Source organism: Microbulbifer maximicatervae (SeqCode) (genome assembly GCF_056232625.1).
The window spans coordinates 4,849,763-4,864,952 of record NZ_CP174324.1 but is presented as its reverse complement, the minus strand read 5'-3'; the positions used below and the strand labels follow the sequence as shown (position 1 = coordinate 4,864,952).

Genomic DNA, 15,190 nt, shown 5'->3' with positions numbered 1-15,190 from the left:
GGTAAAGAAGAAAAATACGCAATTAACGCAGGGAGGAAAGAAAACGGCCGAATATCTCTTGCCTTAATATCCGACCGTTCAATATGTGGAGTTAATTATTTATTGTTGTTGATATCCATCTCAGTGCCAAAACGGCTTGCGAATCTCAATTTCACGGTAGGCTTTATCTTCATTACCGAAATCGTCTTTCACAGTCAGGGTAATTTCATAACTACCACCGGTGGCATAGCGATGCAGTGCCATGGGACCAGTGCGGCTGGTGCCATCTCCAAAGTCCCACTCATAGCTCAGGTTACCGTCGCCATCGTAACTACTGCGCTCTTCGACCCACACCCAGCGCAGGAATGTGTGGACTTTAAAATCAGCCCGAAGATCAACAACCTCCTCAACTGGTACAAGCTGCTCAACAGTGGAGATCGCTCCCCTATCGTCCTCAACCTGGAGGATTACTGAATAAGTGCCTGCTGCATCGTAGCTATGACTGGGGTTTTGCTCAGTACTGGTAGTGCCATCACCAAAATCCCAGGCCCAGCTAACGATAGTGCCATCGGTATCGATGCTGCTGTCGAAGTAGTTCACTTCGAAGCCTTCAACACCCCACTCAAACCCAGCAACCGGCTCCTGGTTATCTGCCCCCAGATCCAGTTCAACCACAAGCGGATCGTGATCTGAAGCGCGGAATGCATCAGTCGAGTAGAAACTCTCCACCTGCTCATCGGTTTTATTCTCGATGTTGTAATCCAGCACCCGAGGCTCGTCGGCATTGATATGCCAATCGGCCGCACCTGTTACCAAAGGAGCCAGTGATTCACTGGCGAGGGCGTGATCCAAGTAGCCGGACTCACCGCTGTAGACATAGGAGTAAGCTTCTCCTTCACCGAAAACCTCCAACAAATCAGCGTAACCAGCGTCCTTTAGAGTGCTAATTGGGTTTTCACGGGCGTAGCTATTGAGGTCACCGAGCACCAGAACACGATCGGTGCCGCTACCTGTCGGGTCAGAATCAATCCATGAAACCAGGGCATCTGCGGCTTCGGTGCGCAGCGAGTTCCAGCAGCCCTGTCCATCACCCAGATCATCGTTCAAACTGCCATCGTCAGGACAACTTCCCTTTGATTTAAAGTGATTGACCACCACGGCCAGCTCTTCACCACTTGATAGTTCGGCAAAAGCCTGCAGCAGTGGTTGGCGGTTACCGTCATCAAAGGGATAGCTATCAGTTGTCGCAGCAGCGCCTATAGGCATTACCCGATCGCTGCGATAAATCAGCCCCACAGTAATTTCATCGGTGCCCAGTTGAGCCAGGTCTGGATTAATAAATTGATAGTTTTCACTGCCAGTAGCCGCGTTAAGACCATTAATTAAATCCTGAATAGCACTTTCCGAACCGTAGCCATCGTTCTCAATTTCCATTAAGCCAACTACATCGGCATCCAGGCCTAAAATAGCGGAGATAATTTTATTTCTCTGGCGCAGGAATTCTTCTTCAGTATCAGCCCCACGGGAGGTAGGGAAACCGCCGCCATAACCATCGCCATTAAAATAATTCAGAACATTAAAGCTGGCGATCTTTAAACTGCCCTTACCCGGTAATTGTGGAGCGCTTTCACGCAGGTTGGCAGCAACAAATTCTGGCGCCTCCACGGGATGTACTCGGTAGGCGCTGTAGCTATACCCCATTACTCCGCGCAACCCCTCTACCGTATCGCCATTGCGTAAGGTATTACTGGCACTGAGACCGGAGACCGGGTACGGCACCGCTTCCGGGTTCTGCACGCTGGAACCATCGTCCAGCACAATCCTGTTCAGATCGTTAGCACTTTCCTGTGCTACGGCTGCAACCCCAGGCTCATTGTTGTGGGTGGGAATATAGAGACGGCCATTGGCCAGGGTGACTTCACCATAGCGCCCCAGGTTATAGTGGTCATTCACCATCAGGGCTTGCGGGAACTCAACCAACATCCCCTCGTATTGCTCCTGCTCTTCAGCAGAACTAAACGGCAGGGAGACTTCCTCGGCAGTGACACTGTAGCCGCTACCGCAAACCGTAACGCCATCAACCTCATCTAATTCGGTAAAGTCATAGTATTCAGTAACCACACCACCGACGCGAACCAAGTCTCCGACTTGCACATCTACACCGAAGCCTTTGTCGTGTACAAACAGCCCCTCAGAGGTATTGATCTGGCCATCCTGGTCACTGTCTTCCTCTTGCAGGAAGAAGCCGGAAAGGCCGGTGCTGGTATCTTGGAAATCACCAACAACAACCGCTTCAATTACGTGGCGCTCATCTTCCAGAGCGCTTTCAAACTCATCACCCTGAATCTGGCTGATTAATGTAGAAACATCTCCACAATCGCCGAGAACAACATCGTCATCACCGCCGTCATCTCCACCACCAGTGCCGTCTTCGCTGTGCCAGCCGAGGTTGGAAAAGTCATCCTGCCCCAAGCTAGACCACTCTGAGCCTGGGTCAAAATCCGTGCTGCCATCAACACGGCCTTCGCTCACACCCCAGTCGCGGATTAAGGTTTGATTTTGGGTGCCCAGGCCGCTATCGCCCCATTGGCTACCGGGATCAACACCGATCTGGCCGATAACATCCACATATCCATTGGGGCCACTCAGGGCAACCGCATCATCCCCGTTAAACAGGCCGCTGGTATAAATCTGATCGGCTACTGACAGGATTGAGGAATCAGCACTAGCGTGGGCGAATACGTAAACATCGCCGTCTGCCAAGCTGCCACTTAGGGCGATGGTTGAAGCCGCCGCAGAGGAGCCATTGAAGTAAAGTTCAATGCTGTAGCTACTGAGGTCAACCGCTGCACCCGTGCCATTGTAAATTTCAAGGGCCTTATTATTGCTACTGCCCTCGATATATTCAGAAATAATGAGGTCGCTGGCTTGGACCTCTTCAGCCAAAAATGGTAACCCCAGGGCTGCAAGGGCAGCCAAGCCAATCTCTTTCATAATGTTCTCTTCACTCGTACCTGACACAGATCACGCGGCGCAAAGATTGGCGGTTAATTCCTAAAGTTCGATGAATGAAATATGAAATTTAAATTTCAGCTCTTTGTTCAAAAATCCATTTCACACAAAACCCGCCAAACTCGCCACACAATGCAAAAAAAGCGCCAAAGAATTTGTGCGGGGTGATGAATAGCGGCAAAGAAGCTTGAAAAGTTCGCTAAAAATTATATAGTCACTTATATAAGTGCTTATGGAACAGCTTTTATGAAATACAGCCAACTGGGGACTCAGCTTCGTCACATTCTGGAATTACTGGATGGCGATGTAGCAGAGAGCTATAGGGCCTGTGGCCTGGAGAATTACAAACCCCGCTACACCCCGATAATGCGTGCACTTATCCACAAGAGAGATATCACCATTAGTGAGGTGGTAGCGAGCACCCACATTTCCCAGCCCGCAGTGAGTCAAACTGTAAAAGACATGATTAAACAAGGGCTGGTACAGACCTCTTCTGGAGAAGATGCTCGCCAGCGCAAAATACGCTTGACCCGCAAAGGCAGTGCGTTGATACCCAAGTTAAAACAGCAGTGGATAGCAACTCTGGAAGCTGAGCAGTCCCTCAATAGCGAATTACCGACAGAACTATCAGAGCTGCTCAATCAAACAATTCAAGCTTTAGAGAAACGTCCTTATTTAGAGCGGATACAAGAAAATCTATCAATAGAGGCTACATAAATATGAAACGCCAACTCAAGATGAGTTTAGCGGTATTAATCAGTTTTTTTTCCATGTCTCTCGCGGCAAGTTCCGGCGCAATGAGTTCCTGCCAGTTTGAGACAGGCCCGGTTATTAAAGCTGCTGCAGTAGCTATTCAGAAGCACTATATATTGGAGGAAAAAGGACAGGCGCTATCTGCTCAACTCAATAGCTTGGCAGAATCCAAACACTTTAATCATCTTTGTAGTGACTACCAACAATTAGCCAGCGCACTTACCAAAGAAATTCGCACCCTTTCCGGTGATAAGCATTTCTATATAGAGCATATAGATAACCAAAAAGAAGCCCACAATTGGATTGAACAGTGGCAGGCTGAAGCGCCCAGCAATAACTACGGCGTTAAGAAAATTGAGATTCTTCCCGGTAACATTGGCTACCTTTCCCTCTCTTCTTTCCACACCTATAAAAATGCCCACCAAACCCTCGCTGCGGCTTTCACCCTGCTTCGCCACAGCGAGGGCCTAATACTCGATTTACGCAGTAATGGCGGCGGAGACGAAGAAACCGCCAATGCTGTTCTGCAGTCATTTATTGACCCCCATTCTCCCTTTCCCTTTGTTATTGAAAGCCGCAAGGGGAGAGAAATACCGAAACGTATTTCACCTCAACCCTGGCCCAGCTATGGGAGTGACAGACCAATGGTCATTCTGATTGATGGGAGATCCTTCTCTGCATCTGAGAGTACCGCCTTCGCACTACAACAGCTGGGCCGAGCCACGATTATCGGTAATGCCAGCGCCGGTGGGGCACATATGATGGAGTCTCCCCAATCCCTCCCCTATGGCTTTAAAATCGGTATCCCAGATAAACGCCCGGTTTCTACGATTGCCGGCAGCCGCCCCAACTGGGAAGGACAGGGTGTGATCCCCGATATTGAAGCCGGCCAACAGGAGATCATTCAAATCGCATTAAAAGTAGTGGCAGAGGCCCTATAAGGCTCCCTTTACTTTGCTAAATTGAACACTAGCGAAACGGGCACACAGGCTTGACCCCACTCCATACAGGCAGAGCCAAGTCCTCTTTATTATCTGATGGTGCGCCAGTTCGGCTTTTGAAAGCCCCCTCCACTATGGTCAGGCGCATCAAAGCTGTTCCCTTGCGCTCCTGTAGGCTGGGGAGGCGCACCTGATCCCAGCGCCCCGGCTCTATATCGTCAATAATCGCTTTAAAAACCGCATCAAATTCCCGCTGCTCTTTGACCCTCTCACCTCGGCAAAACAATACCGCGGAGCGATAATTAGCACTGTGATGATAAGCTGACTTGGCCAGTACCCACTCATCGCAGCGGGCAAATGAAATACAGACCTGTTCCCCTGCCTCCAATAGTTTTTGTAGCCGGCTCTTGTTAGCCAGGTGAAAATACAAAAACTCCCCCAGGCGCCAAATGGTTAAGGGAATAATGATGACTTCACCGTCTTCAAAAAAACCGACATGGCCCAGTTTTAGCTCGTCGACAAGCTTATAAATATCCTCTCGCCGATAACTGGCACGCTTGGGAGCACGACGTACACGACTCTTCGCTGAGGTTGGCAATTCATCAGAGATTGGCGAATGTAAATTCATAAAACCTCCTTTAATTCACTCTGGTATGAAATAGATATCGCCAATGTAGGATCTTGCTGGTACGCTGATAAGCGCCAGTTTTAACTATTTTATGGTGCCAGTTTTGAGTGCCGCCGAGCTTACAGACCTAACTCTCGAATCAGGCCAGCCGCTACAGGAACAGTTGTATCGGCAATTGGTAGATTGGATCTGCAACGGCCGGCTGGCTGCTGGTACCAAGCTCCCCTCCTCGCGCCGGTTGGCAGAATCCCTCTCTATCAGCCGCAATACAGTGACATTAGTTCTGGACCAGCTCAAAGCGAAGGGCTTCCTTACCAGCCATCCAGGGAAAGGCGTATTTGTATCTCCCGAATTGCCGGCCTACACAAAGAAAACACACAGGCAAGGTTGGCAAGCACAGAGGAATAGGTACTTACCATCACTTTCTCACTATGGTGATTTTGCACAGACTTTATCTTGGGGTAAGAAAAGTGAAGATCAATCTCTTCCCTTCACCCCCGGCCTACCGGATCTAAGCGCATTTCCATTCACTATTTGGAACAAATTATACCGCCGCCACCAATCCAGGTTAGCTCTCACAGGTTACGGGCAAAGCCAAGGTTATTTACCTTTGCGTATGGCACTTACTGAATACTTGCGCAACTCCCGGGGAGTTTGCTGTAACGCTGAACAAATTATTATTACCAATGGAGCTCAGGAGGCCCTGAATTTATGTGCAATAGTCGCGATTAACCAGGGAGACAAGGTTTATATAGAAAATCCGGGATATCGCCGTGCTCGAACAGCTTTCCAATCTGTTGGAGCAAAGCTCGTACCAGCGAACCTGAAAGATAAGCACTTGGATGTTGATAAGCTGGTCAATAGTGCAACCCAAGCCAAGTTACTTTTTACCACACCAACACATCAGTACCCAATGGGTGGTGTTATGCCTGCTGGTGAACGAATCAAATTATTGGATTGGGCGACAGAGGCAAGCTGCTGGATTATTGAAGATGATTACGACAGTGAATTTTCATTCCAACACAAACCCATCGCAGCACTTCAGGGCATGGGTGAAAATACACCTGTGCTCTACATGGGGAGCTTTAGTAAGACCTTACTACCCAGCCTACGATTAGGCTATTTAGTGGTGCCTAGTTCCACCGTAGAGGCATTTACCCAAGCCAAAGAAATGTTATCTGGCCACTCCCCCTTAGTCACACAAGCTGTCGTGGCAGACTTTCTCGATGAGGGGCATTTTGTGCGACATCTTCGCAAAATGCGTGCTAACTATATGAAGAAATGGGAACATTTCTGTCAGCTTATTAGAGAAGAAATACCACCTCCAGCCGGACTAATTGCCAGTAGCGCCGGTATGCACTTGGTAATATCTACGCCGGGACACGACGACATCACCCTTTCAAAAAAACTACGCGAATACGGATTTGGCAGCACACCACTATCGCTCTTCTATTCCAATAAAACTGAGGATCCAGGATTGGTGCTCGGATTTGCCAACACAACTTTCGAACAGAGGGCAGATTGCGCAAAGATTCTCGCAAAAACCCTGAAAAAGTAGCCATAACACACCTAAACAAAACTTATTTTTATAATGCAGGTTTCTTCATTTTTCGCACCAGTATTAAGCACCCCCACCTAAAATAAAAAAGTAAATATTTTAATAGAATAAAAACAATCTATTATCACCAAAATATCAAATAAAACCCAATAAATTAGGAAAAATTTCCTATGGCTCTTTCCCAAACCTAGGTCACAATCTCCATGGCTTTGGGTGTTCACTCTCTTTTTTAATTACTCAGATAATTAGGGAAATTTGATATGAAAAATAGAAATATGAATTCTATAAAAGCATCATTGCTCGCTGTTTCCGGTATTGCCGCACTATCACTCTCCGCCGTCGCTTCAGCTGTCAGCTGTGGAGATACCATTACAACCGCAGAATCACTTACCAGCGATATTCTTGGCTGCGCAAGCCATCCTGCACTCGTGATAGATGCTGGCGGATCACTCGATATGGCGGGTTACCACCTCAGCTGCGATGGCAGTGGAATTGGCATTCAATTGAAAGACAGCGATAGAATCCTTGAGGATACTGTTGGTGGAAGCACTATCACAAACTGTAACAATGGCGTATCTGCCGAAGGTGATGGCAGCCATCAAATCTTTGATATCACTGCTTCGTCAAACTCTATTGCAGGAATCGCCCTTTGGAGTTCAGGTAATACTGTTGAAGCCTCCGATGCTAGCGGCAATGGGGGTATGGGTATACGCGTTATGGGTGACGGTAATCGTGTGAGATACTCTTATGCATCAAGTAACGGTCTCCAAGGAATAAAGATTGTTGGTGACAATACTCTCATCAGATTCAATGAGACGAATCTCAATACGTCGAGTGGGATTGTAATTGATAGTGGGGATGGCGGCATTGTTGCCAACAATCTATCAGATAATAACGGCGTTAACGGCATTATGATGTTGGGATTGGGTCAAGTCGGATACTTGATCATTGGCAATACCGCGGAAAATAATGCCGGCGCAGATCTTGCTGACCACAATCACCCTGCTTGCACTGGCAATGTATGGATTAGAAATACTTTTGGAAGTGCTAACGATGCCTGTATTAATTAAATGATATAGCGACTTTAGTGGCGAGCCGATTAGTTTTAAATATCGGCTCGCTCTCACCTAAAATAAAACCCTTTCCCTCGATGGCCATCAACTGCCAATATATGTTTTCTAGAATAAAACTGTTACTTATAACAGCAATTAATAGTGGTCCTTATAGCTAGTAGCGACTTCCCCTGAGAATAAGGTATAGAAATCAAAAAATGATAAAGCTGAGTAAATATAGAGGTTGCTTTAAAGGAATAGCCATCGGCGATTCATTTGGCGCCCCGTACGAGGGTGGCGTTCTAGAAAGACAACTCTGGAAAATTATCGGGAAAACCGAACAGGGTAAAAAGCGTTACACCGATGACACGCAGATGTCTATTGATATTGCGACCTCCTTTCTTGAGCATAATTACCTTGACCAGGACCATATAGCCAAAAAGTTTGCCCAAAGTTATCGCTGGAGCAGAGGGTATGGTCCCAGTGCAGCGAAACTACTCAAAGGCGTCAGGGATGGTAAACGCTGGCAAGATTTAAACCGAAAAAAATTTAAGCATGGTTCTATCGGCAATGGGGCCGCCATGAGAGCACCTATTATTGCCCTCTGCCATCCCCAAAATGACTATCGCCTCAAGCAATATGTACAATCGGTGTCTGAAATTACCCACGCCCATCCAGTTGCTGTCGAGGGAGCATACTTGATCGCTATCGCCATCTGTGAATCCCTGCAAGACCGTTCAAACAGAGAGATATTGAACAAACTGGAAGTAAGTTGTAAGTCCGAATTATATCGCTACAAACTGGAAAAGTGTGCGACTCTACTGTTTAATCAGAAAATCCCACATCCGCAGCAAATCAAGCAATGGCTAGGTAATGGCATTACCGCGCCAGAGTCCTGTATCACCGCCATTTACTTTGGACTTAAGTATCGAAACTCTCCTTTAACGTCTGTATTAGCTAATATTTTTTCTCTAGGTGGTGACACAGATACCTTGGGTGCCATGGCTGCTAGCATCTGGGGGGCATTAAATGGAGAAGACCGAATGGAAAGCATGGCCGACAAGGTCGAAAACATCGATTTCATTACCGAGCTTTCTGAGAAACTCTATTTCACCCAATATCAGCATGAAAAAGCCTTACAACCCGCATAGCCTACTAAAAAGGGAGAAGGGAAGAATACACCGCGCTTGGACCCTATGGTGATTCTTTTCTTCCACCCCAGTAGTAAGCCTTAAACAAGTAGAGCAGATCGTAAAATAACCAAAATGTTAATTTAAAAATCTCTGACAGCTTAACCAGAGCACCATGAGGCTATTAAGAAGTGCTTTATTAGGACTGGATACTTCTCACCCTGACCAAAAGCTTTTCGATACTTTCAACAGTAGTGCGCGCCCCAATAGCGCCAACAAAGAAGAAATGGTTACCTGTAACGGTCTGTGAAAAATAAGCGGAAGACGAGCGGATAATAAGCTGTACTAGCTCCCATCTTTCCCTTGGAATCTGCTCTGGAGATGCACCTCCTAAAAGTTTACTGGCAAGAACTCGATTGCGAATAAATGCCCAATCATCAATATTGCACAGCACGTTTTCCAAATCCCCCATTGAATCACTCTGAATAACAACGGGAATTGGATAGTCCAAGAAGTCAAAGGTGTTTGCCGTTTTCAATGCCCTGGAAAGATCTTCCTTAAACCCTTGCCCATCATACATTAATCCAGTGCCAATAAGCGCGATGGGAATTGCTCCAAGGAACGCCTCCCGATAGATATCTTTGGGGATAATTGTGTGTTGGTTCAAGGTGTTCTGCTCATCAAGCGCGGCCAAAAAGGCAGGATATATGCCCTTTCGACTGGCCATCCCATCAACTGTCATTTCGATGGCCTTGGCATTAGCTTCGGGAAGAAAGCCCGGCAACGCGGGTTCTGCGGCCATAGCCACAAAGCATTCAATCGAAAAATTCAAGGCTTTCGCCGCCCTCCCTAGAGCCCCAGCGATTTTCCCTCCCATACTCCAGCCGCACACCACTACCGAATTTGGAAGGTTATATTCAGACAAAATCTTGGCAATAATTTCTGCAGCCTGATCTCCCCAATCTTGAATTGTAAACTCCGGGTGAGTACTGCAAAAAACCGCATTTTCCATAGGGTAAGAAATAGCAAGGAAGGGAAAACCCGCTAGATTGACCCAGTGACTTATAAAATCATCTGAGCGGCCACCGGGATAGCCGTAGAAAATACGCGCTAGATGTGCTGTGCCTGGAATAAATACCATTAGCGGACTGGTACTAACCGCCGGTATATAACGGTAAAGCACTGGAAAATCATTGATTGTTTCCAGGACTTCCCCGTCAAACAAAGTGGGACTCGGTGCCATATTCACCCTGCGGAGAGGCAATCCGTTAACTTGGCGCTTTCCCCCAGACCTCCTCTAAGCGCTTATCACGCCCACAGCGGTAGCGATAATACTTGTAACGCAGAGGATTACGTTGGTAATAGTCCTGATGGTAGGCCTCTGCGGGATAAAAGGTTGCAGCGGGTTTTATTTGTGTCACCACCTTTTTACCCAACTCCGCTTCTACCTTTTTCTTGCTCTCCTCTGCTAACACCTTTTCTTCTTGACTGCCGTAAAAAATCTCGGCTCGGTACTGATCACCGCGATCGCAAAATTGACCACCGGAATCAAAAGGGTCAACGTTGTGCCAAAAAATATTCAGTAAGTCGGAATAGCTGACTTTATTCGCATCGTACTTTACCTGAACAACTTCCGCATGCCCCGTACCACCGGAAGATACCTGTTCATAGGTCGGGTTTTTGACATGGCCACCGCTGTATCCTGAGGTGGTTTCCAGGACGCCATCGACCTTGTCAAATGGCGGCTCCATGCACCAGAAACACCCTCCTGCAAAAATAGCCGTGCGAATATTCGATGAATCCTGAGCCAGGGAAATACTGGCCAATGAGAGGAACAAGAGAGCAATAATACTGCGCATCATTCAGTCCTTTACCGATTGTCGATGGAACACATTCTCTTCTGTCGTCTATTCGCAGGAATTTATTACAGGGTGACGGTACCTTCACAGGCGCGCAAGAAAATATCCCGATACTCTATCCCATTAAAACGCATCGGGTTAGTACTAGCGGAAGGCTCCACCGATGCCATTTTCCCAACTCTGTCGGCATCAGTGTCATCAATTCCAATCTCCGACAGGCTGTGGGGAATCCCCAGCTGTTTGCGCAATCCGAGCAACCAGTTGAGTACCGCATCAAATCCGCTATCAAACATCTCATTACCGGCCAGTTGTAGATAAAGTGCCAGATGCCCCATAGGCACCTGGATGGCTGGACGGTTGGCGATCAGAACGTAGGGCATCAATATCGCATTTAACAAACCGTGGTGCTTGTCATACAGGGCCCCCAATGGATGTGCCAGGGCGTGGATAGCGCCCAAGCCCCGCTGGAAAGCTGTAGCCCCCATACAGGAAGCTACCAACATTTGCTGGCGCGCCTCGAGTTCTGCGCCTATAGCATAAGCTCGAGGCAAATACTCCTTGATCAGGCGCATCCCCTCTAGGGCAATTCCCTCGGCCATAGGATGGTATTGAGGGGAGTAAAAAGACTCCAGATTGTGTGACAGCGCATCCATTCCCGTCGCTGCGGTGAGGTCTGGGGGCAACCCCATAGTCAATTGAGCATCGAGAATAACGATATCCGGCATCATGCGCGGATGGAAAATCAGCCTCTTAACCTGTGCTTTCTCATCGGTAATTACCGCAACCCGACCAACTTCAGAACCTGTGCCAGCCGTCGTGGGAATGGCAATCAACGGTAAAATACCCTCTGGGTCCACACGCCTGTAGTTGTCGCCAATATCCTCAAAATCCCAAATACTGTGCTGCTGTCCCGCCATAAGGGCAATGGCTTTGCCCGCATCCAGGGCCGAGCCCCCGCCCAAGGCAATAACCCCATCGCACTTCTGCTCACGTAGCTTGGCCACCCCATCGGCGATATTTATCTCATTGGGATTACCTTTGATTTTGGAAAAAACGCTAACTTCCAGACCCACCTGTTGGCATGGGTTAATCGCACTATCGACCAGTGGCAATGCGGCGACTGTAGGATCAGTAACTAACAGAGGCTTGTGAATATTCAGCTCCAGGCAAGCTTCAGCCAATTCAGTAATGCGACCGGGGCCAACCCAAACGGTCGTGGGATAATTCCAGTTGACATGGTATTTATCCACAATTTCCTCTCTGACGCTCTGTCACTTTTGCATATTCAAAATAGGCTGTGACCTTTCGGAAAACAGGCAGACAATTTCACTTTCTGCATCCGGCAATCGTTCCCGCTAACCATCATATTTAAAATGAAATGACTTGGGGCGGGTTAAATTCTCAAATCCAATTTTAGAAAGCGTACATCCACGACCAGATTGCTTAACACCCGTCCAGGCCAATTCCGGATCCAGGTAATCACAACGATTTAAAAAAACAGTGCCGGCCTCTAAATACCCTCCCATCTCCATTGCAACATCTTCATCGCGGGTAAAAATAGCCGCAGTGAGACCAAATGGGCTGTTATTCATAAATTCTAGAGCTTCGCCATCATCGTGCACTTTCTGCACCCCCAGCACCGGCCCAAAAGTCTCCTCGCGCATCACTCGCATGTGGTGTCGCACCCGGGTTAACAGTTGCGGTGCCATATATTGGGTACCCCGCTTGTCCATTGGGAATTCATTCACATCCAAGTGGACCTTCGCGCCCTCCGCTATCGCTTCATCCACCTGTGCGCGAGCCCGGTCTGCAGCTTCCGCACGCACCAAAGGCCCCAAAGTGGTTTCCACTTGATCCGGGCGCCCCAGTCGATAGTCACGCAGTAAGTCGACCGCTTGGGAAATAAACTCAGAAAAAATATCTTCATGCACATAGGCCCGCTCAATACCGCAACAGGACTGCCCGGAATTAAAATAGGCGCCGTCGACTACCGCAGCCACAGCCTGGTTAATATCGGCATCGGCACGGACATAAGCTGGATCTTTTCCCCCCAGTTCAAGTCCCACTTGAATAAATCGACCGGCAACTGTGCGTTCTAGGTTCGCTCCAGCGCCAACCGAGCCGGTGAAGGCAACATGCTGGATTTCCCCCGCACAAGCTAATCGCTGGGTATAAGCATGATTTAAATGAAGAAACTGAAAAACACCGTAGGGCAGTCCCGCCTCGCGAAAAATCTCCACCATTCGCTCAGCACACAGCGGCGTCTGCGCCGAGTGTTTTAAAATCACTGCATTGCCCGATAGCAGTGCCGGTACCACTGCATTAACCGCCGTTAGGTAAGGGTAATTCCACGGGGCAATTACCAGGGAGACCCCTAAGGGCTCGCGGCGGATAAACCGGGTAAAACCCGGCTTCTCAGGTAACTGAATGTCAGCGAGGGCTTCAGTAGCAAGCTGTGCCATGGTCTGCGCACGATCCATAAACCCGTTAATTTCTCCTCCTGCATAACGGATTGGACGCCCCATCATCCAACACAGCTCCCGCCCCAAACGCTCTTTCTTAACGGCAAATATTTCCACAGCCCGCTCGATAATAGCGATGCGCTCATTGAGGGGAGTTATCCTCCATGCTTTTTGTGCTTTACTGGCCCGATCCAGCACTACACGGATTTCCACCTCTCCCGCCAGAGCGCGCTCTACATAAACACTGTTATCAATAGGGGAAATACACTGAAGATGGTGCATGATTTTTGTAGTCTTCATCGGCGTCGATACTCCCAATTAAATAATTTCGAAGTACCGCTCCAACTCCCAGTCACTCACATGGCGGCGATATTCCCGCTCCTCCCACTCGCGACTGGCAGAAAAGTGTTCAACAAAGTCGCTGCCAAATAATTCCTGTGCCGCTTCTGACGCCTTAAATTGCTGCGTGGATTCCCACAGTGTGCCCGGCAGCACTTGTTCGTTTTCCAACTCCAGCGAGTAAGCATTACCGGCGACAGGCTCACTGGGCTGCCACTGCTGCATAACACCGTAAAGACCCGAGCCCAAAGCTGCTGCCAGTGCTAAATAGGGGTTGGCATCGGCGGCCCCCAAGCGGTACTCGACGCGCTGGGAAGTGTCGCCGCCGGGGATAGCACGCAGTGCCGTTGTGCGGTTTTCCACCCCCCAATTGGCTCCCGTCGGCGCCCAAAAACCGGGTACCAGGCGGCGATAACTGTTAACGGTCGGTGCCATCAGGGCAAGGAATTGCGGCATCAGCCTTTGCTGCCCAGCTATGAACTGACGCATTATCTGGCTGATACCATCTGGCTGGCTCGAATCGAGAAAGGCGGAATCACCGCTGCCACTATTGCGCAGTGACAAATGAATATGCCCGCTTTGCCCCGGGTACTCACTGGACCAGCGGGACATAAAAGTAGCCATCAAACCCATCCGCTGTGCCAGCACTTTTATAAAGGTTTTAAACAGGGCAGCTTTGTCTCCAGCGGCCTCAGCACCATCCACTGCAATAGCCGCCTCTAAAACTCCCGGGCCTGTTTCCGTGTGTAAGCCCTCCAAGGGGAAATCCATGCGCTCGCTCAGCTCCAGGATTTCCCGATACAGCTCTCCGTGTACGGAATTTCGCAGTATGGAATAGCCAAACACATCGGGGGTAAAAGGCTTTAAATTGCGGAAACCCTTGTTCCGCACTGAATCGGGCGTTTCGTCAAACAGGAAAAATTCGTACTCCAGGGCGGCACAGGGATCAAATCCCAATGCGCGACAGCGTTCAATCACCCTGCGCAGAACTGCGCGGGGGCACAGCGCCTGGGCTCGACCATCAAACTCCGCGAGAAACAACAACATATCGCCTTCAAAAGGCACATCACGGCAGCTATCGGGGAGTATACGTACCGGGGCGTCTGGATATCCGGTATGCCAACCGGTATAACGAGTGTTGTCGTAGAGCTGATCCTTAACATCCCAGCCCAGGACCACATCGCAAAACGAGAAGCCCTTTTCCAGGGATGAGAGGAACTTGGCGCGGCTCATATATTTGCCACGCATTACACCATCGGTATCGAATAAGCCCACTTTGACATGACTGAGGCCTCGTTCTTCGACAATTGCGCGGGCCTCCTGAGCGGTTTTTACCTCCCGTGCCTTTACCATGACTGGTCCTGCCCCGTTGTTGTTATCTCCGAGTTACAGGATAGACCCGCCAGACGAGCTTCGACGCCATAAACCCGGCGCAGGCGTGACTTTCAGCCGAGCCCCTCAGCATATATAATCCGCG

12 protein-coding genes are annotated in these 15,190 nt (G+C 48.9%); 5 read left to right on the top strand and 7 right to left on the bottom strand.

Going from position 1 to position 15,190, the window contains the following annotated elements:
* Nucleotides 1–120: 120 nt before the first annotated feature.
* Nucleotides 121–2,973 (bottom strand): ExeM/NucH family extracellular endonuclease, encoded by a 2,853-nt coding sequence (locus tag ACJJI6_RS21170; RefSeq protein ID WP_475711982.1) that lies wholly within the window; start codon nucleotides 2,971–2,973, stop codon nucleotides 121–123.
* A 264-nt stretch (nucleotides 2,974–3,237) separates the two neighbouring features.
* Here ACJJI6_RS21170 and ACJJI6_RS21165 point away from each other — a divergent pair, with 264 nt between their 5' ends.
* On the top strand, nucleotides 3,238–3,708 hold the full coding sequence (locus ACJJI6_RS21165; protein ID WP_444896232.1) for a MarR family winged helix-turn-helix transcriptional regulator: 471 nt from the start codon (nucleotides 3,238–3,240) through the stop codon (nucleotides 3,706–3,708).
* 2 nt (nucleotides 3,709–3,710) lie between these two features.
* Nucleotides 3,711–4,685: a S41 family peptidase gene (locus ACJJI6_RS21160; RefSeq protein WP_475711981.1), complete on the top strand. Its 975-nt coding sequence runs from the start codon at nucleotides 3,711–3,713 to the stop codon at nucleotides 4,683–4,685.
* A 28-nt stretch (nucleotides 4,686–4,713) separates the two neighbouring features.
* Here the strand turns inward: ACJJI6_RS21160 and ACJJI6_RS21155 are convergent, their stop codons facing one another.
* Nucleotides 4,714–5,313 (bottom strand): pyridoxamine 5'-phosphate oxidase family protein, encoded by a 600-nt coding sequence (locus ACJJI6_RS21155; RefSeq protein WP_475711980.1) that lies wholly within the window; start codon nucleotides 5,311–5,313, stop codon nucleotides 4,714–4,716.
* 103 nt (nucleotides 5,314–5,416) lie between these two features.
* Between ACJJI6_RS21155 and pdxR the strand changes: the two genes are divergently transcribed.
* From pdxR to ACJJI6_RS21140, 3 genes are all read left to right on the top strand, one after another.
* Nucleotides 5,417–6,871 (top strand): MocR-like pyridoxine biosynthesis transcription factor PdxR, encoded by a 1,455-nt coding sequence (pdxR, locus tag ACJJI6_RS21150; protein ID WP_475711979.1) that lies wholly within the window; start codon nucleotides 5,417–5,419, stop codon nucleotides 6,869–6,871.
* Nucleotides 6,872–7,131: 260 nt separating this feature from the next.
* On the top strand, nucleotides 7,132–7,941 hold the full coding sequence (locus ACJJI6_RS21145; protein ID WP_475711978.1) for a right-handed parallel beta-helix repeat-containing protein: 810 nt from the start codon (nucleotides 7,132–7,134) through the stop codon (nucleotides 7,939–7,941).
* A 200-nt stretch (nucleotides 7,942–8,141) separates the two neighbouring features.
* On the top strand, nucleotides 8,142–9,074 hold the full coding sequence (locus tag ACJJI6_RS21140; protein ID WP_475711977.1) for an ADP-ribosylglycohydrolase family protein: 933 nt from the start codon (nucleotides 8,142–8,144) through the stop codon (nucleotides 9,072–9,074).
* Nucleotides 9,075–9,252: 178 nt separating this feature from the next.
* Here ACJJI6_RS21140 and ACJJI6_RS21135 read toward each other — a convergent pair whose 3' ends face one another.
* From ACJJI6_RS21135 to ACJJI6_RS21115, 5 genes are all read right to left on the bottom strand, one after another.
* The gene (locus ACJJI6_RS21135) at nucleotides 9,253–10,296 is read right to left on the bottom strand and encodes an alpha/beta fold hydrolase (protein WP_475711976.1); all 1,044 of its coding nucleotides are present in this window, start codon (nucleotides 10,294–10,296) and stop codon (nucleotides 9,253–9,255) included.
* Nucleotides 10,297–10,321: 25 nt separating this feature from the next.
* Nucleotides 10,322–10,912, bottom strand: coding sequence for a peptide-methionine (S)-S-oxide reductase MsrA (gene msrA, locus ACJJI6_RS21130; protein ID WP_444940863.1), 591 nt, complete (start codon nucleotides 10,910–10,912; stop codon nucleotides 10,322–10,324).
* A 65-nt stretch (nucleotides 10,913–10,977) separates the two neighbouring features.
* Nucleotides 10,978–12,162, bottom strand: a complete 1,185-nt coding sequence (locus ACJJI6_RS21125) for an iron-containing alcohol dehydrogenase (RefSeq protein ID WP_444915641.1) — start codon at nucleotides 12,160–12,162, stop codon at nucleotides 10,978–10,980.
* A gap of 105 nt (nucleotides 12,163–12,267) precedes the next feature.
* The gene (locus ACJJI6_RS21120; protein WP_475711975.1) at nucleotides 12,268–13,674 is read right to left on the bottom strand and encodes an aldehyde dehydrogenase family protein; all 1,407 of its coding nucleotides are present in this window, start codon (nucleotides 13,672–13,674) and stop codon (nucleotides 12,268–12,270) included.
* Nucleotides 13,675–13,692: 18 nt separating this feature from the next.
* A complete protein-coding gene (locus ACJJI6_RS21115; protein ID WP_444925790.1) occupies nucleotides 13,693–15,066 on the bottom strand; it encodes a glutamine synthetase family protein in 1,374 nt (457 codons plus the stop codon).
* Nucleotides 15,067–15,190 lie beyond the last annotated feature (124 nt).